This is a genomic window from Bradyrhizobium sp. SZCCHNS1050, from assembly GCF_032484785.1.
Lineage (GTDB): Bacteria > Pseudomonadota > Alphaproteobacteria > Rhizobiales > Xanthobacteraceae > Bradyrhizobium.
On the sequence record NZ_JAUETR010000001.1, the window covers coordinates 623907 to 649276 of the forward strand.

Annotated in this window: 33 protein-coding genes; 14 read left to right on the plus strand and 19 right to left on the minus strand. The window is 65.0% G+C overall.

Going from position 1 to position 25370, the window contains the following annotated elements:
• Positions 1-4 precede the first annotated feature (4 nt).
• Positions 5-814, minus strand: coding sequence for a phosphonate ABC transporter ATP-binding protein (gene phnC, locus QX094_RS02855; protein ID WP_315713048.1), 810 nt, complete (start codon positions 812-814; stop codon positions 5-7).
• A 174-nt stretch (positions 815-988) separates the two neighbouring features.
• Here phnC and QX094_RS02860 point away from each other — a divergent pair, with 174 nt between their 5' ends.
• The 7 genes from QX094_RS02860 (at position 989) to QX094_RS02890 (ending at position 9291) form a co-directional block, all read left to right on the plus strand.
• Entirely contained in the window at positions 989-1651 is a 663-nt protein-coding gene (locus tag QX094_RS02860) for a DapH/DapD/GlmU-related protein (RefSeq protein WP_315713050.1), read from the plus strand.
• Positions 1648-2832 (plus strand): alpha-D-ribose 1-methylphosphonate 5-triphosphate diphosphatase, encoded by a 1185-nt coding sequence (locus QX094_RS02865; protein WP_315810539.1) that lies wholly within the window; start codon positions 1648-1650, stop codon positions 2830-2832. The genes QX094_RS02860 and QX094_RS02865 overlap by 4 nt, the downstream gene beginning before the upstream one ends.
• Before the next feature lie 6 nt (positions 2833-2838).
• Positions 2839-3549 carry a DUF1045 domain-containing protein gene (locus tag QX094_RS02870; RefSeq protein ID WP_315752871.1) on the plus strand — a complete coding sequence of 237 codons (711 nt, stop codon included), beginning with the start codon at positions 2839-2841 and terminating at the stop codon, positions 3547-3549.
• A 770-nt stretch (positions 3550-4319) separates the two neighbouring features.
• On the plus strand, positions 4320-4874 hold the full coding sequence (locus tag QX094_RS02875; protein ID WP_315713058.1) for a peroxiredoxin: 555 nt from the start codon (positions 4320-4322) through the stop codon (positions 4872-4874).
• A 2-nt stretch (positions 4875-4876) separates the two neighbouring features.
• Positions 4877-5422 carry a carboxymuconolactone decarboxylase family protein gene (locus QX094_RS02880; RefSeq protein ID WP_316166096.1) on the plus strand — a complete coding sequence of 182 codons (546 nt, stop codon included), beginning with the start codon at positions 4877-4879 and terminating at the stop codon, positions 5420-5422.
• Positions 5423-5924: 502 nt separating this feature from the next.
• Positions 5925-6842 (plus strand): sel1 repeat family protein, encoded by a 918-nt coding sequence (locus tag QX094_RS02885; RefSeq protein ID WP_316166095.1) that lies wholly within the window; start codon positions 5925-5927, stop codon positions 6840-6842.
• A gap of 103 nt (positions 6843-6945) precedes the next feature.
• The gene (locus tag QX094_RS02890) at positions 6946-9291 is read left to right on the plus strand and encodes an ABC transporter substrate-binding protein (protein ID WP_315768816.1); all 2346 of its coding nucleotides are present in this window, start codon (positions 6946-6948) and stop codon (positions 9289-9291) included.
• Positions 9292-9304: 13 nt separating this feature from the next.
• Here QX094_RS02890 and modD read toward each other — a convergent pair whose 3' ends face one another.
• Entirely contained in the window at positions 9305-10180 is an 876-nt protein-coding gene (gene modD, locus QX094_RS02895) for a ModD protein (protein WP_315768818.1), read from the minus strand.
• A gap of 73 nt (positions 10181-10253) precedes the next feature.
• Between modD and QX094_RS02900 the strand changes: the two genes are divergently transcribed.
• Entirely contained in the window at positions 10254-10817 is a 564-nt protein-coding gene (locus QX094_RS02900) for a DUF2478 domain-containing protein (RefSeq protein WP_315768941.1), read from the plus strand.
• 27 nt (positions 10818-10844) lie between these two features.
• Here QX094_RS02900 and QX094_RS02905 read toward each other — a convergent pair whose 3' ends face one another.
• From QX094_RS02905 to nifH, 11 genes are all read right to left on the minus strand, one after another.
• The gene (locus QX094_RS02905; RefSeq protein ID WP_315713067.1) at positions 10845-11051 is read right to left on the minus strand and encodes a molybdopterin-binding protein; all 207 of its coding nucleotides are present in this window, start codon (positions 11049-11051) and stop codon (positions 10845-10847) included.
• 152 nt (positions 11052-11203) lie between these two features.
• Positions 11204-11500 (minus strand): ferredoxin family protein, encoded by a 297-nt coding sequence (locus QX094_RS02910; protein WP_172112536.1) that lies wholly within the window; start codon positions 11498-11500, stop codon positions 11204-11206.
• A gap of 41 nt (positions 11501-11541) precedes the next feature.
• The gene (locus QX094_RS02915; RefSeq protein WP_315768820.1) at positions 11542-12849 is read right to left on the minus strand and encodes an FAD-dependent monooxygenase; all 1308 of its coding nucleotides are present in this window, start codon (positions 12847-12849) and stop codon (positions 11542-11544) included.
• A 22-nt stretch (positions 12850-12871) separates the two neighbouring features.
• Positions 12872-13978, minus strand: coding sequence for an electron transfer flavoprotein subunit alpha/FixB family protein (locus QX094_RS02920; protein WP_315713073.1), 1107 nt, complete (start codon positions 13976-13978; stop codon positions 12872-12874).
• Between the two features lie 36 nt (positions 13979-14014).
• Entirely contained in the window at positions 14015-14860 is an 846-nt protein-coding gene (locus QX094_RS02925; RefSeq protein WP_315713075.1) for an electron transfer flavoprotein subunit beta/FixA family protein, read from the minus strand.
• A gap of 261 nt (positions 14861-15121) precedes the next feature.
• Positions 15122-15460 (minus strand): nitrogenase stabilizing/protective protein NifW, encoded by a 339-nt coding sequence (gene nifW, locus QX094_RS02930; RefSeq protein ID WP_315713078.1) that lies wholly within the window; start codon positions 15458-15460, stop codon positions 15122-15124.
• Positions 15457-16248, minus strand: a complete 792-nt coding sequence (gene cysE / locus QX094_RS02935; protein ID WP_316166094.1) for a serine O-acetyltransferase — start codon at positions 16246-16248, stop codon at positions 15457-15459. Before cysE ends, nifW begins: the two co-directional genes overlap by 4 nt.
• Before the next feature lie 2 nt (positions 16249-16250).
• The gene (nifV, locus tag QX094_RS02940) at positions 16251-17390 is read right to left on the minus strand and encodes a homocitrate synthase (protein ID WP_316166093.1); all 1140 of its coding nucleotides are present in this window, start codon (positions 17388-17390) and stop codon (positions 16251-16253) included.
• A 326-nt stretch (positions 17391-17716) separates the two neighbouring features.
• On the minus strand, positions 17717-18211 hold the full coding sequence (irrA, locus tag QX094_RS02945) for an iron response transcriptional regulator IrrA (protein WP_315713082.1): 495 nt from the start codon (positions 18209-18211) through the stop codon (positions 17717-17719).
• Positions 18212-18228: 17 nt separating this feature from the next.
• Entirely contained in the window at positions 18229-18963 is a 735-nt protein-coding gene (locus QX094_RS02950; RefSeq protein WP_316166091.1) for a nitrogen fixation protein NifQ, read from the minus strand.
• Positions 18964-19046: 83 nt separating this feature from the next.
• A complete protein-coding gene (gene nifH / locus QX094_RS02955; protein WP_315713086.1) occupies positions 19047-19934 on the minus strand; it encodes a nitrogenase iron protein in 888 nt (295 codons plus the stop codon).
• Positions 19935-20353: 419 nt separating this feature from the next.
• Between nifH and QX094_RS02960 the strand changes: the two genes are divergently transcribed.
• Together QX094_RS02960 and QX094_RS02965 are read left to right on the plus strand one after the other, a co-directional pair.
• Entirely contained in the window at positions 20354-20785 is a 432-nt protein-coding gene (locus tag QX094_RS02960; protein WP_315713088.1) for a response regulator transcription factor, read from the plus strand.
• A 1-nt stretch (position 20786) separates the two neighbouring features.
• Positions 20787-21206, plus strand: coding sequence for an ArsC/Spx/MgsR family protein (locus QX094_RS02965; RefSeq protein ID WP_315825162.1), 420 nt, complete (start codon positions 20787-20789; stop codon positions 21204-21206).
• Positions 21207-21225: 19 nt separating this feature from the next.
• On the opposite strand, the gene QX094_RS02970 is transcribed toward QX094_RS02965, so the two are convergent.
• Genes QX094_RS02970 through QX094_RS02985 form a run of 4 tightly spaced genes read right to left on the minus strand, consistent with a single transcriptional unit; the run spans position 21226 to position 22469 of the window.
• The gene (locus QX094_RS02970; protein WP_316166090.1) at positions 21226-21588 is read right to left on the minus strand and encodes a (2Fe-2S) ferredoxin domain-containing protein; all 363 of its coding nucleotides are present in this window, start codon (positions 21586-21588) and stop codon (positions 21226-21228) included.
• Positions 21585-21914: a Grx4 family monothiol glutaredoxin gene (gene grxD, locus QX094_RS02975; RefSeq protein WP_315752861.1), complete on the minus strand. Its 330-nt coding sequence runs from the start codon at positions 21912-21914 to the stop codon at positions 21585-21587. Before grxD ends, QX094_RS02970 begins: the two co-directional genes overlap by 4 nt.
• A gap of 48 nt (positions 21915-21962) precedes the next feature.
• Positions 21963-22196, minus strand: coding sequence for a BolA family transcriptional regulator (locus tag QX094_RS02980; protein WP_315768831.1), 234 nt, complete (start codon positions 22194-22196; stop codon positions 21963-21965).
• 51 nt (positions 22197-22247) lie between these two features.
• A complete protein-coding gene (locus QX094_RS02985; RefSeq protein ID WP_315713098.1) occupies positions 22248-22469 on the minus strand; it encodes a hypothetical protein in 222 nt (73 codons plus the stop codon).
• Between QX094_RS02985 and QX094_RS02990 the strand changes: the two genes are divergently transcribed.
• The 4 genes from QX094_RS02990 to QX094_RS03005 all read left to right on the plus strand — a co-directional run bounded on the left by QX094_RS02990 (position 22469) and on the right by QX094_RS03005 (position 24459).
• Positions 22469-22960, plus strand: a complete 492-nt coding sequence (locus tag QX094_RS02990; protein WP_315713099.1) for a hypothetical protein — start codon at positions 22469-22471, stop codon at positions 22958-22960. The genes QX094_RS02985 and QX094_RS02990 overlap by 1 nt on opposite strands.
• Before the next feature lie 88 nt (positions 22961-23048).
• Positions 23049-23411, plus strand: coding sequence for an iron-sulfur cluster assembly protein (locus QX094_RS02995; RefSeq protein ID WP_315713640.1), 363 nt, complete (start codon positions 23049-23051; stop codon positions 23409-23411).
• 36 nt (positions 23412-23447) lie between these two features.
• Complete coding sequence (locus QX094_RS03000) at positions 23448-24206, plus strand: dienelactone hydrolase family protein (protein ID WP_315768835.1); 759 nt, start codon at positions 23448-23450, stop codon at positions 24204-24206.
• Positions 24207-24216: 10 nt separating this feature from the next.
• The gene (locus QX094_RS03005) at positions 24217-24459 is read left to right on the plus strand and encodes a hypothetical protein (protein WP_315713103.1); all 243 of its coding nucleotides are present in this window, start codon (positions 24217-24219) and stop codon (positions 24457-24459) included.
• Between the two features lie 259 nt (positions 24460-24718).
• On the opposite strand, the gene QX094_RS03010 is transcribed toward QX094_RS03005, so the two are convergent.
• The gene (locus tag QX094_RS03010) at positions 24719-25177 is read right to left on the minus strand and encodes a group II truncated hemoglobin (protein ID WP_315713105.1); all 459 of its coding nucleotides are present in this window, start codon (positions 25175-25177) and stop codon (positions 24719-24721) included.
• Between the two features lie 16 nt (positions 25178-25193).
• The gene (locus QX094_RS03015) at positions 25194-25361 is read right to left on the minus strand and encodes a hypothetical protein (protein ID WP_315713107.1); all 168 of its coding nucleotides are present in this window, start codon (positions 25359-25361) and stop codon (positions 25194-25196) included.
• Between the last annotated feature and the right edge of the window lie 9 nt (positions 25362-25370).

The following is a 25370-nucleotide window of genomic DNA, read 5'->3' on the forward strand; positions in this document are numbered from 1 at the left end:
CGTCTCAGGCCACGGCCGCTTCGCCGAGTACCGGCACCGTTGCCGCCGGTGCCGGATGGATCGAACCCATCACCTCGTCCGCCTCGAGATCGTAGAGTTCACGTGCGATCTGCGCCGTCAGCGCCGACGGCACGTCGTCGAACACGATCCGTCCGGTCGCCATGCCGATCAGGCGATCGCAATAGCTGCGCGCCAGATCGAGCGAATGCAGATTGCAGACGACGGTGATGCCGAAATGCTTGTTGATGCGCAGCAACGCGTCCATCACGATCTTGGTGTTACGGGGATCGAGCGAGGCGATCGGCTCGTCTGCGAGAATGATCTCGGGGTTCTGCACCATCGCGCGCGCGATCGCGACGCGCTGCTGCTGCCCGCCCGAGAGCTGATCGGCGCGCTGCGCGGCGAGGGAGGCCATGTCGAACTGCTCGAGCGCCGACAGCGCCATGGCGACATCCTCCGCTGGCCAGAGCTGCGCCAGCGAGCGCCACGACGGGATTTCGGCCAGTCGCCCCATCAGCACGTTCGTCAGCACGTCCAATCGGCCGACCAGATTGAACTGCTGGAAGATCATCGCCGAGCGCGCGCGCCACTGCCGCAGGTCACGGCCGCGCAGCGCCGTCACGTCGAGATCCTTGAAGAGGATGCGGCCGCCGCTCACCGGGCTCAGGCGATTGATGGACCGCAGCAGGGTCGACTTGCCGGCGCCGGAACGCCCGATCACGCCGACGAAGCTGCCCGGTGCAACAGAGAAGGATGCATTGTCGACTGCGGCTTTCATGCCAAAACGGCACGTCAGGCCATCCACCACCAGCATTGAATTCTCCAGACGCCTCGCTTTGGCCTATCGCTAACGTCTGGATTCTACAGTTATGTGACAGCGACACTGCGGCGCCACATCCGTCCACACGCTGGCCGCAGTCATGCAGATGTCACGCCTCTGTCATAAGGGAGATCCAACACCCTCACAGGCGTAGAGACAGGACGCGAGATGGCCGGCAAGTCGCTTTCGATTGAACCTACCGTTGACCCTTCGGCCAAGCTCCAGGACGTGACGCTCGGCGCCTATTGCGAGATAGGCGCCCGCACCATCCTGCAGGAGGTGACGATGGGCGACTACTCCTATGTGGTCAACGATTCCCAGATCACCTACACGAGGATCGGGAAGTTCTGCTCGATCGCGGCGATGACCCGGATCAATCCGGGCAACCACCCGATGCAGCGGGCGACGCAGGCCCATTTCACCTATCGCGCCAGCGCCTATTTCCCAGGAGAGCCGGACGATGCGGAGTTCTTCGCCTGGCGGAGAGAGCATCATGTCCAGATCGGACACGATGTCTGGATCGGCCATGGCGCGATCGTGCTGCCGGGCCGCAACATCGGCACCGGCGCGGTCGTGGCGGCCGGCGCCATCGTCACCAAGGACGTTGCGGCCTATACCATCGTCGCCGGCAATCCGGCGCGCCCGATCAAGCGCCGGTTTCCGCGCGAGGTCGAGCAGCGGCTGCTGGATCTGGCGTGGTGGGATTGGAATCACGAGGCGCTGCGCGCGGCGCTGCCGGATTTCCGCAAGCTCGCGATCACCGCGTTTCTCGACAAATACGAGGCTGCCCTCGACGCACGCGTCTCGGTGCGGCAGAGTGCCGCCCCATGACCGATATCTCCATCTCGCGAGGCCGCTGCCTCGTCGATACCGACTTCGTCGACACCTCCTTGATCATATCCGGCGGCGTGATCGCCGGCATCGGGACACCGGGACGCCGGTCGGGTCTCGAACTCGATGCGGAGGGGCTCACCGTGCTTCCCGGCATCGTCGACATTCATGGTGATGCGTTCGAGCGCCAGATGATGCCGCGCGCCGGGGTCGATTTCCCGACAGACGTTGCGCTGATCGACAGCGACCGCCAGGCCATCAGCAATGGCATCACCACGGTCTTTCACGCGACGACCTGGTCATGGGAGCCGGGCCTGCGCAGCGCCGACAATGCGCGGCGCCTGCTCGAATCGATCGAAGCGCTGCGCCCGCGGCTCGCAGCCGACACGCGCTTTCATCTGCGTCACGAGACCTTCAATCTCGACGATGAGGAGGAGATCGGCCGGTGGCTCGCCGACCGGCGCGTTGACCTGTTCGCCTTCAACGATCACATGGATTCGACGGTGGCGAGTCTGGACAAGCCGCACAAGCGCCAGCGCATGGTCGACCGCACCGGCCTGCCCGGCGCGGAGTTCGACCGGTTGGTCGCGCGCATCGCCGCTCGCGCCGACGCCGTTCCGGCCTCGATCGCGCGGCTGGCCGAGATCGCACGCAAGGCTGGTGTCCGCATGCTGTCGCATGACGACAACAGCCCGGCCATGCGCAAGGCGTTTCGCAGCCAGGGAGTGACCATCGCAGAGTTTCCGGTCAATGAGGAGACCGCGCGCGAGGCCGCTCAAGGGGACGACGCGATCGTATTCGGCGCGCCCAACGTCGTCCGTGGCGGCAGCCATACCGGGTGGACGAAGGCCAGCGACATGATCGCCAAGGGCCTCTGCTCGGTGCTGGCCTCCGACTACTACTATCCAGCGCCGCTGCTGGCAGCGTACCGGCTTGCGGCCGACGGCGTTCTTCCGCTGGCGCGCGCCTGGGATCTGATCTCGGGCAGCCCTGCACGCGCAGCCGGGCTGGCGGACCGCGGCACGCTCGCCGAGGGCCGCCGCGCCGATATCATTCTGGTCGACGACCGCGTGCCGTTGCGCCCCCATGTCGTCGCCGTGATCGCGTCCGGCCGGCTGGTCTATCTCACCGAGACCGACCGGCTGAACGCCCGGCCGGCGCGTGCCATGGCGGCGGAGTAGCGAACCATGGCCAATCTTCTGCGCTATGCGATCTATTATGCTCCACCAGCGACGGCGGATCTGGCGGAATTCGGCGCGAGCCTGCTCGGATACGACGCGTGGAGCGGCGATGACCGCAGCTTTCCGAGCGAGATCGTCCGCGCGGTTCCAGACTGGGCTGAGCTGACCGCAGACCCGCGCAAATACGGCTTTCACGCGACCTTGAAGGCTCCGTTCGAGCTGTCCGATGCGGAGAACGAAGCCGCGCTCCGCAGCGCCTGTGCCGCGTTCGCGGCCACGCCGCGAGCCGTCCCGGCCATCCGTCCGATCGTGGACGCGATCAGCGGCTTCATCGCGATGATCCCCGGCGAGCCGTCGCCGGCGCTGCAACAGCTCGCGGCCGATTGTGTCCAGGCCTTTGAGCCATTTCGCGCTCCGATGACGGCCGACGACCGTGCTCGGCGCAAGCCGGATCTGCTGACACCACGGCAGCGCGATCATCTCGATCGTTGGGGTTATCCCTATGTCATGGAGGATTTCCGCTTCCACATGACGCTGACCTGCCGGCTGTCCGACGAACGGCGCCGGCCGATCCTGATGATGCTGCAGGAGAGATTCGCGGCACTGTCACTGACAAAGCTCCGGATCGACAGGATTGTGCTGTTCCGCCAGGCCAATGCCCACGAACGTTTCCGCATCATCGGAGACTGGCCGCTCACGGTCGTCCAGGGGGGATAGCGGCGTCAGTTCGGCATGGCCTGCATAGTGCGGCGGCGCCTCGCGGTCGAAGACCGAGAGTGGCGGCGAGATGTCGGCGCGCTCCCGCGGCAGGGCTCCCCATCCTGCCGCGAGCGCGGCTGAGGTCGCGAGAAATCGTCGATCGATCGACAGGCTCGCGCTTGCATTTGGTGCCGAGACAGTTTCGCTCATGGTGATGAACTCCTCCCAGGCCGATGAAAATCTGCGAGGAGACTATGGTCAGGTCATCGCGCAGCAAGGCGAAATAACAGACGCGATCTGCCGAAAAGCTGACAACACTGTGCGCCGTGCGACACCTTGCACCGTGCCGCGCCGTGATCTGCCGACGGCTTGTCGCCTTCATGCCGCTTAGCGAGTCGCCGTGGTCAAACGTGCATCGCGACGAAGGCGATAATGTCAATTTTGCCACTTCGGCCGCACAAAGAAATTGCACGTCGGGCGTCGTCGAGACCGTCAACACGACGTCGCATGGCGCTTCGACCAAGCGGATATCAACCTCATTTTGCCGTGGCGACGACGCGCGCGCTCCGGCTGTCGTCGCTCGATGTCCGATCGCAATGTCACGAAGCCGACGCTCCAAGCCAGCTCCATCCAAAAGCTCCCCATCGCCACGGCCTCGCACTCGCAGCATGTTGCCGCCACGTGTCGGGTTTTCGACAATCCACTGATACTAAAAACGAATGGCATATCGCTTGCAATGCACAATGCGCCTCGCTATTGCAGCGCAATAATTTTCTTGGAGTGCCCCAATGCTCGGAATCGGAAGCAAGCTGCCATCGTTTGAAATCGTCGGCGTGAAACCCGGCTTTCATCTTCAGGAAGAGAAGGGCGAGAGCGCCTTCGAGACCCTGACCGAGACCAGCTTCCCTGGAAAGTGGAAGATCATCTTCTTCTATCCGAAGGATTTCACCTTCGTCTGCCCGACCGAGATCGCCGAGTTCGCGCGCCTGGCGAAGGATTTCGCGGACCGCGATGCCGTCGTGCTCGGCGGCTCGACCGACAACGAGTTCTGCAAGCTCGCCTGGCGCCGCGACCACAAGGATCTGCACAAGCTGCCGATCTGGCAATTCGCCGACACCAAGGGCGCATTGGTCGACGGCCTCGGCGTCCGCTCGCCCGACGGCGTCGCCTACCGCTACACCTTCATCGTCGATCCCGACAACACCATCCAGCACGTCTATGCGACCAACCTGAATGTCGGCCGCGCTCCGAAGGATACGCTGCGCGTCCTCGACGCGCTGCAGACCGACGAGCTCTGCCCGTGCAACCGCGAAGTCGGCGGCGAGACCCTGAAGGTCGCCTGATCATGTCGATCGAGCAGCTGAAGGACCAGATCCCGGACTTCGCCAAGGACGTCAGGCTCAACCTGTCGTCCATGGCGTCCGACGAGACGCTGTCGCCGCAGGCCAAGTATGGCCTGTTCGTCGCCTGCGCGATTGCGACTCGCAATCCGAGCGTCGTTGCGGCCTTCGAATCGGTTGCGGCCGCGCAGCTGTCGCCCGCCGCTTTGGCGGCGGCGAAATCGGCCGCCGCTATCATGGCCATGAACAACGTCTACTACCGCTTCGTGCACCTTGCCTCGAACAAGGAGTACGCGACGATGCCGGCCCGGCTGCGGATGAACGTCATCGCCAACCCCGGCGTCGCCAAGGCCGATTTCGAGCTGTGGTCGCTCGCGGTGTCCGCCATCAACGGCTGCGGCACGTGCATCGATTCGCACGAGAAGGTCCTGCAGGATGCGGGCGTGCCCGCGGCCACGATCCAGACCGCCGTGCGCTTTGCCGCCATCATCCAGTCGGTTGCCTTTGCGATCGAAGCCGCTGGTGTGTCCGTCGCGCTGGCGGCGGAATAAGAATCGATCGGATATGTGAATGCGGCCGGCATTGTCCGGCCGCATTTGTTTTTCGCCATTCTCGCCTGAGTTGCAGAATTTCCCGGCGCGCCTGCAACTCCTCGGTCCGCTAAGCCCCTGACCTCGCGGCAAAGTCGAGATGGCTGCGGCATCCTGATACTCCAACCGATCTTTCCGCAAAGCGCAGAACTCGCCCCCGGTCTCGCGCATTGCGAGTAGTCACCGATGCGGCGCGCCGGGAAATTTCCATCAAATAGCCTTACCTACTCACCCTTCCCGACAAGAACATTGATCAGCTTAGGGACCAAGCAACATCGATTGTGACCAGGGCGCGCGAAAACAATGGCGTGCATGTCGGAAGGAAACCGGACCTGTCGGTCTCGACGGAAGCGTTGATGCAATGTCCCCGATGTCGCATCGTGTGCGCTTCGGTTGGACCGCGCGCGCCCGACGTCCTGAAGCTATCTCCCACGACCCGTTCGTCGGAGACAGGAGGCTAGTGATGAGTGCTCCAGATCAGAACGATCCGGCGAAACCAGCGCCGCCCTGGGCGAACGAAGAGCTCCGCAGATATGCGCCGCGCCGCCGCCAGACGGAGGCCGGCCCGACGGCATTCGATCCGCCCGCCGACGGCATCCCCCTGCCGCATCATCTGGTCTCCCGGCCAAGCTCCCTGCCGGCGCGGCCAGCGGCCCTTGACCTCGACGATGAGGAGGTGCACCGCGCCTGGAGCGCGAAGCTCGATCCCGTGGTGATGCCCCTGCCGCCGGACGATCCGGACAAATCGTTGCGGCTCAGCAGCATCATCAAGATCGGTGCCGCCGTCGGCATCGCGGCCTCCATCGCCATGATGGTGGTCAACATGGTCTCCTTCGACAACGGCGCAGCGACACCGGGTGGCAAGAGCCCGATCATGCCGACCGCCGTGCTGGAAAGCTTGGCCCAGATCGATCCTGCGGAAGCCAAGGTCGCCCAGGACGACCCGCCGCAGACGGTCGCCGCGCTCGCGGCTCCCAGCGGTACAGAACTGGCGATGCGGCCATGGCCCTCGACGCCGACGTCGCCGGCGCCAGCCGCGGCAGCACCGGCGGTCTCGCCCCCCTCCGCTGCGCTCCCGATGGCCTCGCCTCGCCCGACCGTTCCACTGCCGCGAGACGAGGTCGATGCTCTGATGAAGCGCGGACGCGACCTGCTCGCCGCGGGCGACGTCGCCAGCGCGCGCCTGATCCTGACGCGGCTTTCCGACGCCGGAATTGCGGACGCCTCCCTTCTGCTCGCGCGCACCTATGACCCGGCCGAACTGACGAAATCGCGGTTGCTCGGTGCTGTTCCCGACGCAGCCAAGGCGCGTGCCTGGTATCTCAGGGCTGCGGAGCAAGGATCGCCGGAAGCCAGCCGACGCATCTCGGCTGCGCGCTAACGCATAAATCTCGAAGCGCTCGAGACGCGACCCGGACCGCTCCCTGCGAGACGGGCGGCCGCGATCTGCTGCGCCCGAGAACCAAATATCGATGGGAGGACTGATGATGCACGGCATCCATGCTGCAGTTCGCGCCGGCTTGGCCGCCAGATGGAGCCGACGTCGCAGACCACGGGATGCAAAGATCAGCCCCCCTCGAGCAGCCGCATGCCTCGCCCTGGCTCTGTCCGCTCCGCTGGCGCTGACCGGACATCAAGCGGTCGCCGCGGACAACGAGATCCGCATCGGCAACACCATGCCCTACAGCGGCCCGGCTCTCGCCTATGGCGTCATCGGCAAGACGATCGCGGCCTACTTCAACAAGATCAATGCCGAGGGCGGCATCAACGGCCGGCGCGTCAACTTCATTTCCTACGACGACGGCTATGCGCCGCAGAGGACGGTCGAGATGACCCGCAAGCTCGTCGAGGAGGACAACGTCCTCCTGATGTTCGCCAGTCTGGGCACGGCTCCCAACCTGGCGGTCCGCCCTTATCTCAACGCCAACAAAGTCCCACAATTGTTCGTGGCATCAGGCTCCTCGCAATGGGACCAGCCCCACGACTTTCCGTGGACCATGGGCTTTCAGCCGAGCTACCAGGCCGAGGCGCACGTCTATGCCCAGTACCTGCTGGAGACCCACAGCCGCGGCAAGATCGCGATTCTCTATCAGGACGATGATTTCGGCAAGGATTACGTCAAGGGATTGAAGGACGGCCTGGGTGGCAAGCTTCCGATCGTCGCGGAAGTCACCTACAAGGTGACGGACGCCAACGTCAATCAGCAGATCGCCACGTTGAAGGCCTCCGGCGCCGACATCTTCTTCGACGTGACCACGCCCAAATTCGCCGTGATGGCGATCCGCCGCGCGGCCGAGCTCGGCTGGCGTCCGGACCATATCATCTCGACGGTCTCGGAATCGGTCTCCGCCGTGATGCAGCCGGCCGGCCTGCAGAATGCCGAAGGCATCTTGTCCGCGGGCTACTACTACGAGGGCGAGGAGGCCGCGGCCGCAGGCGATCCATCCTACCGCGAATGGTCCGCATTCATGGACCGCTATTTGCCCGACGTACCGAGAAGCAATGGTCTTGCGACCTTCGGCTACCTCGCGGCAAACGCGATGGTCGCAGTGTTGCGGAATTGCGGCGACGACCTGTCGCGCGACAACATCATGAAGCAGGCGGCATCCCTGAAGAGCCTCAAATTGCCGATGCTGACGCCCGGCATCACCGTCAACACCAGCCCCCATGATCACGCGCCGCTGGAGCAGATGCAGATGATGCAGTTCACCGGCGGCAAGTGGCAGCGCTTCGGTCCGGTCCGGAGCGGTATCGATCCCGGCAGCGTCAGCGATTCCTTCAAGACCATCTTCCGTTACGGCACGGCGAAGCGCGATCTGGCCAACCAGCTGAATGCCAATACCGTCACGCTGATGACCGGCTCGTTCGGCAGCACCTACGCCAATATGGGCGCGGACCTCGCATCCGCGCTCGACAAGGGGACGGAGTTGCGCATCCTTCCCGTGATCGGCCGCGGCTCGGTGCAATCGGTCGCCGACATCCTGCTGCTGCGCGGCGTCGACGCCGGCATCATCCGCAAGGACACCTTGGCCTTTCTCGAGCGCAAGGACTTCGCCAACAACATCCGCGAACAACTGGTCTATGTCACCAAGCTGTTCAACGAGGAGATGCACGTGCTGGCGCCGAGATCGATCGCCAGCCTGAGCGAGCTCGACGGCAAGACGATCGCCGTCGACCTGCCCGACGGCGGCACCTTCGTCACCTCGATCAACGTGTTCGAGCGCCTCGGGATCAGGCCACATCTGCTCTATATCGAGCCGCGGCTGGCGCTGGACATGCTGCGCAAGGGCGACATCGACGCGATCATCACGGTCGAGGGCAAGCCGGTGCAATGGCTGAGCCAGGTCAACGATCCCAATCTGCATCTGGTGCCCGTCGACTACGACAAGGCTCTGCACGACGACTATCTGCCGGCGCAATTGTCCGCCGAGGACTATCCGAACCTCGTCGGCGCCTCGGCGCCGGTGAACACGATCGCGGCCGAGGCCGTGCTGGCGTCGTTCAACTGGCCAGCGGGCAGCGACCGTCACCGCCGGCTGTCTCTGCTGGTCGAAGCCTTCTTCAGCAACATGCAGGCGCTGCAGCGGCCGCCATACCACCCGAAATGGCAGGAGGTGGCGCCGCTGGCGCCGATCGCCGGCTGGACACGGTTCAAGACGGCACAGGACTGGCTCGATCGCAATACGCCGCCTCCCCAGATGCTGGGGGCCAACGCGCAGGCCAATGATCTGCAGGCGAGCGGCGTTTCGGCCGATCCGCGGCTGTTCCGTGAGTTCATGGAATGGCGAGCCAACCGACAGAAGCGCGCCGCTCCGCGGCACCCACAGTAGCCGGGTCGTGCGGTCAAGCCGCGGCCGAGGCAGGGCTGATCCGCACCTGCACGTCGCAGGGACGCGCGAGGTAGGGCGCCGAGGTGACCAGCACGTCCGCCCCCGCCGCAGCATAGGCTGCGGCGTTCTGCGCATTCACGCCACCCGCGGCCGCAATGATCGGCCGCCGCGGCAGCGCCGCGCTGATGGCGATACGCTCCGTCAGCGCAGCGATCTCGGCAGGCGAAAATTTCTCGGCCTGGATGACGTCGAAGCCGGCCACGGCGGCGGCGACGGCCTGCTCGACCGTGGTGACCTCGATCACGAGCCGCTTCTCCGGCGCACTCCGCCGCAACCGCTCGGCGACATCGGCAAGCGGCGCATCGCCGAGAAACGCCCGGTGTTCCGGAAACACCAGCACCGTCTCCGACAGGCCGAGCCGATGCATCACCGCGCCACCCGCCTTCACCGCGGCAACGGCGAACGGCTTGGTTCCGGGGACGTTCTTGCGCGTGCAGGCGACCGCAATGCCAGGCCTGGCCGCACGCGCCGCGCCGACGATCGCAGCCGCCCCGGTGGCGACGCCTGACCAGATCTCGATGAGCGTCTGCGCCACCTTCCAGCTCCGCAACAGGCCTGCCGCCGCGCCCTCTGCACGTAGGATCGGGGCCCCCTCCTCCAGCACCATTCCGCTGCCGGCGAACAATTCGACATGGCAGCCCGTGAGCTCGATCAAGGCCGCCGCGTCCTCGGCTAGGGCCAATACCATGCGGCCGCGCGCAGCGAAGTGCATCAGGCCCGGCTCGGCGCCGATCCCGAGCGTCTCCGTCGTCAGGTCGCCATAGGGGACATCGTCGCGGAGCAGCGCTTCCAGATCATGGTGCGTAGCGGTGGTCGGCGCGCGCGACATCTGCTCTTTCTCCACAGGCTGCATCCTCTATATAAACCCTGGTCGCCGCCCGCCCCCGATCGCCAGGCCCCGCATGATCCCGCACGATCTTCCTGCTTCCGCCGAGCCCAATCAGCCCCGTCTCGCCGCCATTCTCTACGGACCGGGCGACGACGCCGATGCCTTGCTGGACGCCTTTGCCCAGGAGCTGCTGCAACGGGGCGTCCGCGTCGGCGGCATCGTTCAGCGCAATACGAGAGACGAAGTCGGCAAGAAAAGCGGAATGGACGTGATCGATCTCGCCAATGGCGACACGATCTCGATCTGTCAGGACCTCGGCACCGGATCGACGGCCTGCAAGCTCGACACCGCAGGCCTTGCCGAAGCCGGCATGGCCGTTCACCGCGCCATCGCGGCCCATGCCGACCTCATCGTGATCAACAAGTTCTCCAAGCAGGAGGCTTCCGGAAGCGGGTTGCGCGGCGAGCTGGCCGATGCAATCACGTCGGGGATTCCGGTGCTGACGGCCGTGCCGCAGAAATGCATCGACGACTGGCGGACCTTTGCGGGCGATTTCGGCACGCTGCTCCAGCCGTCGCTTTCCGCGATGGAAACCTGGTGGCTCGACCTGCGCGCGCGACAGGCGTCGCGCGGCTGATCGGCGCAGCAATTCGGCGCCACGCTCCTATTTGCCGATCATCACATCCGACGACTTGATGACGGCGGAGACGCTGTCGCCGACGGCAAGCGCGAGTTCGTCCACCGCCTCGTTGGTGATCGCCGAGAAGACTGTCAGTCCCGGGGCGAGCTCCACCTTGACGTGGGCGGTGGTCGTTCCCTTTTCAACCGAGATGATTCGTCCCGGTAAGACATTTCGTGCGCTCAGCTTCACGTGCTGTTCCTCATCCGTTGCAGCCTCGTTGCTGCTGCTCAATGTAAACAGAACGCGTGCCAGAACTCAATGACCTATATCAAACACAATACAGGATTGATGATCCGGCGCTGCGTTTGCGGCACCCCGTCGACCGGCATGATCCGACGGCGTCAGCCGAACTTGAACAGCACGCCGTAGCCGCCGCGCGGATAGCTCCACTCGATGTCGCCGCTGGCCTCGCCGATGACCCGGCAGGTGCCGCATTCGATGCAGCCGTCGACCGTGATCTCGACCTGGCCCTTGTCGTTGAGTTCGTAGCAGCGTGCCGGGCAGGCCTTGAGAAGCGCCTTCAACTGCGGCGTCGGCGTGGTATGCGGACGGACCTTGATATGGGCCCGGCCGGGATCGACCTGATAGCGATTATAGAACAGCTTGTCTTCGACCCTGACTGCGACGTCCGTGCTCATGTCTGATCTCCCTCGCCTGAGCTGTTTCGTTCATTCACCAATCATCGCCACGCCCGAGCAAACCTGAAGGCGTCACCGAACAGGCCGGTCCATGACCTTGCATTCACGAAGGAGCGCACGGTGCTGCTTTCCTTCTCCTTCTTCGGCGTGCCGTCGACGCGCACGAAGTTCTGCATCGCCTTGGAGACGAGCTGCGGATAGGTCAGGAAGAAGTTCTGCGACTGGTTGTGCAGCAGCGCCGGCATGTCCTTGTATTTCTTCAGGTCCTTGATGACGAAGGAGTCCTCCAGCATCTTCTTGTAGAGCGCGAGGTTCTCCTTGGTCATCGGATCGCGGCGCGACTTGACCTGGAAGATCGCCTCGGCCGCGATGCGCCCCGAGGTCATCGCGAGATTGGATCCCTCGCGGTGGACGGCATTGTTGAGCTGGGCGGCATCGCCGACCACCACCCAGCCATCGCCGCAGAGCTGCGGGATCGCGTTGTAGCCGCCCTCGGGAATCAGGTGCGCCGAGTACTCCTTGACTTCCGACCCCTCGATCAGCGGCGCCACCGACGGATGCTGCTTGAACCGCTCGAGCAGGCCGTAGGGCGTCTCGCCGGTCTTCTGGAAGTCGGAGACGAGGCAGCCGATGCCGAGCGAAATGCACTCCTTGTTGGAATAGATGAAGCCCATGCCGGTCATGCCGCGGGAAATCGTGCCGACGGCCTCGATGACGGCCCCTTCGTCGCCCTTCAGGTTGAAGCGCGCCTCGATCGTTTCGCGCGGCAGGAAGTGCATCTCCTTGACCGCGAGAGCGACGTTCTCCGGCTTCGGCCGCTCGCGCAGGCCGGCGCGGGTTCCGAGCAGGCCGTTGACGCCCTCGGCCAGCACGACGACGTCGGCATGGATCTCACCATCGCGCCGATCGGTTCTGACGCCGATCACCTTGCCATAGGCATCCTGCGCGAGCTCGGTCACGGTGGTCTCGCACAGCACGGTGGCGCCAGCCTCCTTGACCTTGGACGAGAACCATTTGTCGAACTGGGCGCGGATGATCGTGTAACGGTTCGGCTTTTCCTCGTTGAAGTCGTCCGACTTGTAGTGCAGGCCGACATGCGACTTGTCGTCGAGCATCCAGAAGCGCTGCTCGACCAGATGGCGTTCCAGCGGCGCTTCCTCGCGGAAGTCCGGAATCAGCTTCTCCAGCATGTCGGCGTAGAGGATCGCGCCCTGCACGTTCTTGGAGCCGGAATACTCGCCGCGCTCGAGCTGCAGCACCTTCATGCCGCGCTTGGCCATGGTCAGCGCAGCCGCATTACCGGCCATGCCGGCACCCACGACGATCGCGTCGAAACGTTCCTCGATCATTGCCCTGCTCCCTCTCTGGTGCCTAGCTTGCGATGCGATCGCGCGAATGCGGCGACAGACGCGCGCGGAATGCCTCCGTCAGCGCGGGCAGCAGCCGGATCGCATCGGTGACGATGCCGACATGCGCGAAGTCGAAGATCGGCGCGTTCTTGTCGGTGTTGATGGCAACGATCAGGTCGGCGCCCTCGACACCGACCCGATGCTGGATCGCGCCGGAGATGCCCGCGGCGATGTAGAGCTTGGGCCGAATGGTCTTGCCGGTCTGGCCGATCTGGCGATCCGAGGTCACCCAGCCCTTCTGCACCAGCGGCCGCGAGCAGCCGAAGTCGGCGCCGAGCACCGCGGCGAGCCCCTTGACGAGCTGGAAGTTCTCCGGCGAGCCAAGCCCGAGCCCGCCCGCCACGACGATGTCGGCATAGGCGAGATTGGACTTGGCGGAATCGCGATCCGGAATGAAGGACAGCACCTTGGTGACGATGTCCTCCTCGACGAGACCGAGCTTGTGCTCGATGATGCGACTGGCGGGTTTCTCGACGCGGTCCGGCATCGGCATCACGCGCGGGCGGACGGTGGCCATCTGCGGCCGATAGTTCAGCGTGTAGATCGTGCAGAGCAGCGAGCCGCCGAAGGTCGGACGCGTCGCGGCCAGCGAGCCGTCGGCATCGACGTCGAGCTCGGTGCAGTCGGCGGTCAGACCCGTGAGCAGCGTTGTCGCGACGGAGCCGGCGAGGTCGCGGCCGAGCGTGGTGGCGCCGAGCAGCAGGATCTCCGGCTTGAAGGTGTTGACGACGTCGGTCAGCGCCTTGGTGTAGGCTTCGTTGCGATAGTCGGTGAGAACGCCGTCCGCGACGATGTAGGCGAGATCGGCGCCATAGCAGAACGACTCCGCGGCAGCGTGCTGCACGGCTTCTCCGGGAGGACCGATCACGACGGCCGCGAGATCGACCTTCAGCTTGTCGGCGAGCTTGCGTCCGGCGCCCATCAGCTCCCAGGATACCGGGTGGACCTGGCCGCGCTCCTGCTCGATGAACACCCAGACGTGCTTGTAGGCCTTGAAATGCTCGGGCAGCTCCTTCTTGGTCGCGGCGCGACCGGCTGCGGCGGGCGGTGCTTTGGTGGGTTCGCTCATGATCGTCGTCCCTTGGTCCGTCAAAAGCCGTCTGGATCAGAAGCCGTGCGCTGACGTCGTCAGCTCGGCTTCGAGCTTCGGCTGCCGCTTGAACAATTCCTCGATCAGGGCGTCGGCCGGCGCGCGACTCGAGAAGTCGACCATGGTTGCCTTCTCCGCCCGGGCCGACGGCGCGAAGACCCGCTTCACGATGGTCGGCGAGCCCTTCAAGCCGCACTTCGAGATGTCCTCGACGCCGGCGTCCTTGGCGCTCCAGGTGACGATCTGAGCGCGCGCCGCACGGAGCGCATCGGCCATGGCGCCGCGGCGGATCTCGTTGGTCGCCTCGAGCATCGTCACCAGGCACGGCAGCTTGGTCTTCAGCACTTGAACGCCCCCCTCGGAGCGGCGCTCGGCTTCGATGGTGCGCGCGACAGGATCGACCTCGCGGATCTTCGCCACGTACGTCAGTTGCAGCAGGCCCAGCCGCTTGGCGATGCCCGGGCCGACCTGGGCGGTGTCGCCGTCGATCGTCTGCTTGCCGGTGAACACGATGTCGGGCGCGCCAAAGGTCTCGCTGACCTTGCGAATGGCTGTCGCCAGCGCATAGGTGGTTGCCAGCGTATCGGCGCCGGCGAAGAAGCGATCGGTCAGCAGCACGGCGCGGTCGGCGCCGTAGGTCAGCGCCCGGCGCAGCGAGTCCTCGGCGGACGGCGGTCCCATGGTCAGCACCGTCACTTCGCCGCCGAACTTGTCGCGCAGTTGCAGCGCCGCCTCGAGCGCAAACAGGTCGTAAGGGTTGATGATGGTCGGCACACCCTGGCGCATGATGGTGTTGGTCACCGGATGAACGCGGATCTGCGCGGAGTCCGGAACCTGCTTGATGCAGACGACGATATGCATGCGATCACTCCGGGTGTGTAGTCCTGCGATCAGGACAGCAATTGTCGTACCAGTTTCGGCCGCGATGATTATCGGCACGGATTCAACATCTTGGCGCATGAACCTGATCTGCTTCTGAGAACTCGCCGACGAGGTCCGACACGTCGCAAGCAACACGCGTCGGGAATGCGACAGGAACTTGAAAGCGCACGGCTCGCTTGAAAGCAGAAGCGCCGCCAGTCGTGCTGGCGACGCTGGTGGGAGCGATCGTCAGTTCATGCGCTACTTGAGCGTCGTCAGCGAAACGAACGGCTTTGGAGCCGGCTTCGGCGGCGCCACCGCCTCCTTGAGCACCTTGAACACCCGCTGATCGAGCGGCGTCGAGACGAGGAAGTCCTGATAGGCCTGCTCCAGGAACGATTTGCAGCGGGCTGCGACGTCCTCACTGGAAACGCCGGAGAAGTCCTCGCTGACGAGGTACTGCCCCATCCGGCGGAGGATATGCAGCCGACAGACGTTGAGCACCTTGGGATCGTAGTCGACACCGAGCAGCTTGAAGAACTCCTCGGCCGCGGAGGTCTTCTTCAGTTCGTCCAGAACGTTCGGCGTTGCCGCAGTCATTGCTTTGCTCCTTGACTCGAAATCGGATCAACCTCGCAGAAGGAGGTCGGCGCCGGAGCCGGCGGTCCCTGGCGTATCTTCTGCCTGATGTGGGCGAGCTGCGCTTCGAGGAACTCGATCCGGTCCAGCATCACGGAAAGGGCCTCACCGACCGGATCAGGCATCAGATGATGATCCAGATCGATCCGTCCGACAGTCCGCCGATGGGTGAACTCAGGCCGCACCACCTTGGCGGGGATCCCGACCACCGTGACGTCGGGCGGCGTGCTCTGGATGACGACGGAGTTGGCACCGACGCGGGTCCGCGGACCGATGGTGATCGGTCCGAGAATCTTGGCGCCGGCGCCGACGACGACACCGCTGTCCAGCGTCGGATGCCGCTTGCCTGGCGACCACGACGTACCGCCCAGGGTGACGCCGTGATACAACGTGACATCGTCGCCGACCTCCGCGGTCTCGCCGATCACGACGCAGGCGCCATGATCGATGAAGAAGCGGCGGCCGATTTCGGCGCCCGGATGAATGTCGACATTCGACAGGAAACGTCCGAGCCACGACAACAAGCGCGCCGGAAAACGCCAGCCGCGGATCCACAGCCGATGCGCCAGGCGGTGCCAGATCAGCGCGTGAATGCCGGGATAGGTCAGCAGTGTCTCGATTTCGCTGCGCGCCGCCGGATCGCGCGAGCGGACACACGCAATGTCCTCGCGGATCAGGCGAAGCAGCGAGGGCCGGCTCGCCTCGACGACGATCGGCTTCGCAATGGGTGTGTCGACGATGTCGCTCATGATCAGGCAAAGCTCGCCAGCGGGTGATCGCAGACTTCGCGCCAGATGGCCTCAACGGCCTCCTTCGGCACCGGCCCCTTGTGAGCGACGGCATGCCTGCGCACCCGCGCCAGGATGCGCTGGGCCTGGTCGGCGCTCGCCGGCAGCCGCAAATCCGACAGCAACGAGGTGATCGCCGACAGCCCGGAATGCTTCCCGATCACGATCCGATTGGAGCGGCCGAACAGTACCGGATCGAGCGCCTGGTAGGTGCGCTGATCCTTCAGCAGGCCGTCGACGTGAATGCCGGATTCATGGGTGAAGACGTGCTCGCCAACGATGGCCTTGTTGAGTGGAATGGCGCGTGCTGCGGCGGCCGCCACGACATTGGCGACGTGATCGAGCTCGGCCAGCACGATGCCGGTCTCGCGCCGGTAGAGCTGCCGCAGCGCGACCGCGACCTCTTCCAGCGGGGCATTGCCGGCACGCTCGCCGAGGCCGATCACGGTGACCGACGCATGGGTCGCGCCCGCCTTGACTGCCGCCAGCGTGTTGGCGGTGGCAAGACCGAGATCGTCATGGCCGTGAAACTCGATCTCCAGGTCCGTGGTCGCACGCAAGGCGCCGACCAGGGCTGACGTCGCGTCGGGATCGAGCACGCTCAGCGTATCGGCGACGCGGAAGCGTCGGGCACCGAGCGACTTCGCGGTCGCGATCACCTCGGCGAGAAAGCCGACATCGGCGCGCGACGAATCCTCACCGCCGACGGCAACGGCCAGTCCGCGGCTTCGCGCATAGCCGACCACGCGCTTGAGCAGCTCTAGCGCGGCGCTGCGGCTGCCGCCGAGCTTGGCGGCGATCTGCACGTCGGATGTCGGGATGGAGACATTCACCATCGAGACGCCGGCCGCGATCGCCGCATCGACATCCGCCTCGCGCATCCGGCACCAGCCGATGATGGTCGCGGGCAGACCGGCCTCGACGATCGCCCTGATCGCCGCGATCTCGTCGGCCCCCATCGCCGGCGTGCCGGCCTCGATCTCGGGAACGCCGGCACGGGCGAGCGCACGGGCGATCGCGACCTTCTCGCCGAGGGCGAAGGCGACGCCCGGCGCCTGTTCGCCGTCGCGGAGCGTGGTATCGTTGAGGATGACCCGGGGCATCGGGCTCCCCGAGGCTGTGCCCCCGTGGGCAGAGCCGGCATCTCGGGCATTCCTGGGCCCGCGCTGTCCGGAGACGTCTGGCATTCACTCGCTCCGTCGCAACCTGTGTGCGGCCGCCAGAAGCACGACGCTCCGTTGCGGCCTGCCATTCACTCAGCAACGGCCATGCCACCGCCGGACACCACGCCAACCAATTGAATATCTGATTGTTTTTCCAACGCCCCGAATTGTCGGATTCGTAACAGCGTCGGACATCGAACGTCGAACGTCGACGCAGAGAGACATGCCCGCGCAGCGCCTGGACCGCGTGGCGACCTGCGCTGCCGTCAGGCGTGACGCCTGCGGCGCAGATGAATGACGATGTCGATCCGCTCCATGCCATAACCCGGCAGCGGCTCGGGCATCTGCTCGAACGCGACCTGTCCGGGCACATCGACGAGCGCGCCTTCGTCCTCGTAGAAGAAGTGCGGGTGCACGGTCGTATTGGTGTCGAAGAACGATTTCGAGCCGTCCACGCCAATTTGGCGCAGCAGGCCCAGCTCCACGAACTGGTTGAGCGTGTTGTAGATGGTGGCCTGCGAGATCTTCATGCCCGAAGCAACGGCTGCGGCATAGAGCGCGTCGGCGGTGATGTGGCGGTCACCGCCGCCGAACAGAATCCGGCTCAGTTGCTGACGCTGCTGGGTGGGGCGCAACCCGGCCCGGCGCAGCGCGTCCTCGCATCGACGCATCAGGATCTCGCCAGCTTCGCAGGTCTCCGCCTGAGGACAACGTCCGCCGTCGGAGTTGCACGGGGATCCAAGCTGGCTGTCCATCAACATCATCACGGTCCTCGAACTCACATCGCGGCGCCCGCCGCCTCCTGCAGCGCCACCTCGCGCCGCCGTTCGGCCATCCGGCTCTCGCCGCTCTCCTCGCCGAAGCAGAGCTGGAAGTCGTTGCACTGGGTACAGACCGGCGTCGTGCACATCACGAAGCCATCATCCTCGCACAGCATGCGGTAGAAGAAGCGCTTCCAGCGCATGTTGCTGGTGTTGCGGCTCGCCAGCGGCGCGAAGTGGCGCATCAGCAGGCGCGACAATTCGGAGCGCTCGCGCAGGCCCAGGTCTTCCCAGAGATGGTTGGGCTCCATCGCGCGACGCGCCACCATGGCCGCGAGCCAGCGGCCGACCTCGCCGGCCGTGGAGCGCTGCGCGGTGAGCAGATCGCGCACCATCGTGATTTCGTCCTCGTCCGGCGCGGCCACGGCCCCGGTGATCGGCAGCCATGAGGAGTCGATCGAGGCTGCCGGAAACAACTGCGCCAGCAGTGCGATCAGTTCGACGGTCGAAAGCCCCGCGCGCTCCGCCAGCGCGCCATGCTCCATCGCTGAAACGGCGAGAACCGATGCGATGACGTGACGATCGAAACCGATGTCACTGTCGATCAGCGCCTCGTCGGGATCGACGCCGGTCAGCAGGCGGTAAATCTGGCGGCCGTGATGCGGCGCGTTCTCTTCGCAGGAGCCGTTGCGCGGCGACGGTTGCAGGCCGGCAGCGACGGACTCCGAGACGCCCACGATTGCGATGGTCATAGCTTGATCCCCTGCCGCGCGCCGACGGGACATGCGATGAGGTACCGGCCTTCCGACGGGAGGAAGGCCGGTACCAAGACTGCTTAAGCCGTTGCGGCGAGTTCGGCGGCAGTCTTTCCGATCTGGGTTTCGTCGACGGCCTTCATGATGCCGTGCTCCATCAGCATGTCCTCGAGCTCGTCCATCGTGATCGGGGTCGGGATGATGCCCTTGCCGCCGTTGTTGTGGATCTTCTGCGCCAGCGAGCGGTAGTGCCCGGCCTGGACCGAATCCGGCGCATATTCCAGCACGGTCATGCGGCGCAGCTCGGCGTGCTGCACGATGTTGTCGCGCGGCACGAAGTAGATCAGCTGGGTGCCGAGCTTCTTGGCGAGAGCCTCCGCCAGCTCCAGCTCCTTGTCGGTCTGACGCTCGTTGCAGACCAGGCCGCCCAGGCGCACGCCGCCGGAATTCGCATATTTCAGGATGCCCTTGGAGATGTTGTTGGCGGCATACATCGCCATCATCTCGCCGGACATCACGATGTAGATCTCCTGCGCCTTGTTCTCGCGGATCGGCATCGCGAAGCCGCCGCACACGACGTCGCCGAGCACGTCGTAGGACACGTAGTCGATGTCCTCGTAGGCGCCGTTCTCTTCCAGGAAGTTGATCGAGGTGATGACGCCGCGGCCGGCGCAGCCGACGCCCGGCTCCGGACCGCCGGACTCGACGCAGCGGATGTCGCGATAGCCGACCTTCATGACCTCCTCGATCTCGAGGTCCTCGACGCTGCCGGCGGCAGCAGCCAGGCTCAGGATCGTGTCCTGCGCCTTGGCGTGCAGGATCAGGCGGGTCGAATCCGCCTTGGGGTCGCAGCCGACGATCAGGATCCGATGACCCATCTCGGCGAGCGCCGCGAGCGTGTTCTGCGACGTCGTCGATTTGCCGATGCCGCCCTTGCCGTAGAATGCGATTTGTCGAAGTGATGACATTCTGCTCTCCATCAACCGATTGCCAATGTCGCGCCCGCGCTGCTCGCGAGGCGTGACCGCGTCCTCTGTGTGTCCGAACCGGCAGACGGGTTGTTGGGAAGGAGAGCATCGCTCGTCCGGAGCGTCGGCGTGCACTCAGCCCTCAACCATTGCCTGAACCCGGTTTTGCAACGGCTGTGCCAGCACGCGCACAGGGCCAAAACGATCATGTTTTAAAGGAGATGCGGAGCAATCCGGGCGCGATTGCGAGTTGTTGCAAACCCGACATCGGAATGCTTCGCAAGATGCGACGACGCGCGGCGCTGTCCGAAACGACACAACAGCGGTAGCTTTTCAGCCGGGCGGTGCCCGGAACGAGATTTGCTAGATCCCCTCTGCAGCCCTGCGGCACAGACGCTGACAACGTTGAGGAGGATGCAATGCAGATCGGAGTGGAGACGGCCAAGGCAGTGGACCAGCGGCGCGTGTTCGTGATCGACGACGACGAGATCACGCGCGCGGCCCTGCAGTTCATGTTGCACGATGAAATCGAGACCCACGAATTGGCGACGCCGGAGGAGGCGTACGAGAAGGGCGTCGACTGGCTGGCACCGAACGTGGTGCTGCTCGGGGTTTCCTTCCTGAAGCAACGCGGCCCCGAGCTCGTCCGCGAGATCCTGGCGAAGTTCAAGGGCGTGCGCATTCTGATCGTGACCGCCAAGGCCGACGAGGCGATCGCGATCGAAGGTCTCAAGGCCGGCGCGCATGGCGCCGTGGTCAAGCCGCTCACGATCGAGGCGGTGCGCAAGAAGGTCGACACCATTCTCGGCCGCGCCGGCGGCGCGCAGCTGGTCCAGCTCGGCGGTGCCTGACGTGACGACCGTCGTCTTCTACGAGAAGCCGGGCTGCGGCACCAACGCCCGGCAGAAGCTGATGCTGACGCGAGCAGGCCACGATGTCATCGCCAGGAACCTCTTGACCGAACCCTGGACGGGCGAGCGGCTGCGCACATATTTCGCCGGGACCCCCGTCTGGGCCTGGTTCAATCCGGCCTCGCCGCGCGTGAGATCGGGAGAGATCGAGCCAGAGACGATCGAAGCCGTCGCGGCCATCGACCTGATGCTCGAGGATCCGCTGCTGATCCGCCGGCCATTGATCGAAGCCGGCGGCCGGTGCTGCGCCGGCTTCGATCGTGAACCCGTCATCTCGCTGCTTCGGCAGGGCGACGGTCTGGAGGATGTCCAGGGCTGCACGCGTCCGGATGGGTCGACACCTTGTCCGGAGCCGCGTTGAGCGGCTCCATTCTGCAAGCTCAGCGCTTCAACACCATGACCAGGCGATCGACACGCTTGCTCTGCTTGAAGTGGGATTCGACGATCTCGTCGATATCCTCCGGCTTGGTCGGTCGATACCAGACGCCGTCCGGATAGACCACCATCATCGGTCCGGCGCTGCAGAAGCCGAAGCAGCCGGCGGCGGTGACGCCGATATCCGTCAACCGCTGCGCCTCGATGGTCTTGGTCAGCCGGTCCCACAGCGGCTGCACGCCGAGCGCGCCGCAGCTGCCGCGCGGATGCCCGGGCGGGCGCTGCGTCAGGCAGACGAAGGCGTGATGTTTGTAGAGCTGCGGAATCTCGAATGCGTCATCCGCCTCGGCGACATCGGCATCGCTCATGACGCAGACGCCTTGATACCCTTGTCGGCGAGCAGGGTCGCGAGCTCACCGGCCTGGAACATCTCGCGCACGATGTCGCAGCCGCCGACGAATTCGCCCTTCACATAGAGCTGCGGAATGGTCGGCCAGTTGGAGAACTCCTTGATGCCCTCGCGGATGAAGGGATCGGCGAGCACGTTGACGCTCTCGTAGGCCACGTCGAGCTTGGCCAGGATCTGTGCCACCGCGGCGGAGAAGCCGCATTGCGGCGCCGCCGGCACGCCCTTCATGAACAGCACGATGTCATTGCTGTCGATCAGCTTCTGAATGCGTTCGGATGTCGACATAGACTGGATCCTTTCCCTGAATGCGACCGATCAGCCCGGCCGCAACGATCATTTCGGCAATGACGTCTCGAGCGCCAGCGCATGCAGCACGCCGCCCATCTGGCCCTTGAGAGCCGAATAGACCATCTGATGCTGTTGCACCCGGCTCTTCCCGGCGAAAGCCTGTGAGGTGACGCGCGCCGAATAATGGTCGCCATCGCCCGCCAGATCCTCGATCAGGACGACGGCATCCGGGAACGCCTCCTTGATCAGACGCTCGATGTCCGTTGCTGCCATCGCCATCGCTGCCACTCCCGCTGGATTGATGAAGGCCTCATGCAAGCTCCGAACCAGTCATTTGCTCGCCGCGATCGCCGTCTCGTCTGCATCTGACGACGCGTCCACGCCAAATCGCCGAGCGTTGCGTCGTCTTTGCGACATCGGCCACGGCGCGGCGAAGAGGTGGCGTTCAAAATCCAACATCGGCCCGCTCTTCCGCCCGCCTCGTGCCGGCTCCGGCGCTGCTGCACCCGCGCGAAAACGGTCCGCATCTTGCAGTGATTTGATCGAGGTCAATGCAGATGCTCGAACTCGTCAGCGAACCCGACACGATCAACTTCGGCGATCTGCCGCAAGAGATCGATGCGCTGTTGCAACAGGGCGTGGCGGCGTATCGCCGCGACCACGCGCAGGCGGATCGGCTGTTTCGCCAGGCGCTGGCGGTGGCTCCGCAGCAGCTTCCGACCTACTTCTGTCTGTACAAGATTCACACCTATCAAGGCCATCTCGACGAGGCAGAGGCGGTCGCCGAGCTGGGCCTTGCCGAAGCGGCGCGCCAGGCCGGCTGGCCACGGGATTGGCGGCACTGGACGCCGCATGATCCGCTGCCGGATGGCGCCGGCCGCTTCGCGCTCTACACGCTGAAGGCCCTCGCCTTCATCCATCTGCGCAAGACTGATTCCGACGGAGCAGCCGAAATGCTCGCGGCGCTGCGGCGACTCGATCCCACCGGCGCCGTCGGATGGCCGGTCGTCGCCGCGCTGGCCGAGGGGCTCGGTTCGGAATGAGGCGACGCCATGCATGAGCGAAACATGACTCGAATTCCAACGACCATCCCCCGGTGCGAACCAGGATCATGAGAGGAACCAACGCATGATGACCATGCACGCCCCGCCCCCTCCTTCCCCGGCGCAGAACGCCGTAGCGACCGGCTCCCAGAGTGCAGCCGAGAGCGTGATTGCAGCGTTGCGAACGGTTTATGACCCGGAGATTCCGGTGAACGTCTACGATCTCGGGCTGGTCTATCGGATCGCGCACGAGGGCGGCGGCGCGGTCGAGATCGACATGACCTTGACGGCGCCCGGCTGTCCGGTCGCAAGCGAGATCGTCCGAATGGTGGAGGACGCCGTACAGGCCGTCGACGGTGTGGTGTCGGTCAGGGTCACCCTTGTCTTCGAGCCGCCATGGGACAAGTCGCGCATGTCCGAAGAGACCGCCCTGGAGCTGGGTTTGTTGTAACGCGCGCCAACCGCGCAAGGGGAGCAGGAGCATCACATGCCTACAGCGAGCACGATCAAGCTGACCGCCAGCGACGGCCATACGTTTCAGGCGTTTCGTGCCGATCCCGCCGACGCGCCGAAGGGGGCGATCGTCGTCCTGCCGGACGGCGCCGACGCTGCCGGCAAGCTACGCAAGGTCGCCGATACTTTCGCCGCGAGCGGCTATGTCGTGATTGCGCCGGAGCTGTCGCCTCCCGCGGAGATCGAAGCGGCAACGGAGGGCGAGCCGGCCGAGAGCGTGCCGGATCCGGCAGCACCGCTGCTCGCCGAGATCCAGTCAACGGTCGACAGCGTCAAGGACTGCGGCAAGGTGGCGGTGGTCGGCTTTGGCGCCGGGGGCGGTCTCGCCTATGACGCCGCCAACCGAGTCTCAGGTGTGGCCTGTGCGGTGAGCTACTACGCGACCGGTGTCGTCAACGCAGCCGGCGCCAAGCGCAGGATTCCGACGCTGCTCCATTTCGGCGAGGCCGACATCGTCGTGCCGTTCGCGGAGGTGACCACGTTCCGCGCCTATCATCCCGAGGTCAGCGCGTTCTCCTATCCGAATGCCGCGCATGCGTTCGACGGTGACGGCGAGACCTATGATGAATCTGCAGCTGCGCTGGCACATGACCGGACCCTGGCGTGGATCTCGCAATATGTCGTCGGGCAGCCGCCGATCACGCTGAAGAACGCCGGCGCCTATGCGCTCGCCAAGACCGACAAGAAAAAGAAGAAGAAAGCCGACGACGACATGGGACCGCCGATGGAGTGAGAGCGCCGCGATGCTGCCGACCACCATCCTGATCGACGAGCGGCCACGTTGCGTCGTGCGCCCCAACGACACCAAGGATCTCAACCGCTTCATCCGCAACGGCAAGCCTTTCCTGCTTGCCGAGCAGCCGGACGGCAAGATCACGCATCGCAATGCCAGCGAGGTCGAGATGATGCAATGGCAGAACGCCCTGGCGCTACACCGCGCCTGGGGCGGCGAGGACGAGACCTTCTTCGGCGTGCCTTTGTATTAGTTGGATTGCGTAAGGTGGGCCAAGGCGCCACGGACGGCAGTGAATTGCACCGTCGAAAGATCGCCGTGCCCACCTTTCTGGTCCATCTTTTTCTGGTCCATCTTGCAGGCGAGACCGCCGGTGGGCGCGTTTCGCTTGGTCCAGCCTACGCGTCACGCCCTCTCCGTCATTGCGAGCGCAGCGAAGCAAGCCAGGGTAACGCGGGCGACTCTGGATTGCTTCGTCGCCTTCGTCTCCTCGCGATGACGTCACCGCAGGCTCACGGCCGCGCGGCCCGAGCATCGTGCGGGTTGCCGGCCTGGTTGCGCATCCAGTCGGCGAGCTTGGTCATGGCGGCGTCGACATCCTGACGGGCCTTGACGTCGCTGACAGTCTCCTCGAGCGCGCCGCGCATGCACAGCAGCCAGGCGTCGCGCTCGGCATTGCCGATGGCAAAGCCCATGTGACGCTGGCGCAGCCGCGGATGGCCCTTCTCTGGCGAGTACAGCTTCGGGCCGCCCAGCCATTCGGAGAGATAGCGCTTCAGGATGTGCTTGATCGGCCCGAGATTGCGGCCGTGCATGTCGCGGATGCCCTTGGCCTCCGGCAGCGTATCCATTCGGTGGTAGAAGGATTCGACGAGACGGTCGACCACGGCGGCACCGCCGATTCGCTCATAGGGGGTCGCGACCGGCCCTGCGTCCGGAGTTCCAGTCTCTGAAGTCCCAGCGTCCGCCATCCGACCAGTCCGCCCTCTACTCATCCAAGCTCGGCTGCAGGATCACCTCGGCCGGAGCGCCCGGGCCCTGCTCGTCCACAAGCTCCAGCGTATCGACACGCGACAATCCACCGCCGCTGTCCATCAGCACGATAGCGTCCTTCGGCATGCTGGCAAGAGCCTCGATCAGCTTGGCGACGGTCACGGGGCCTCC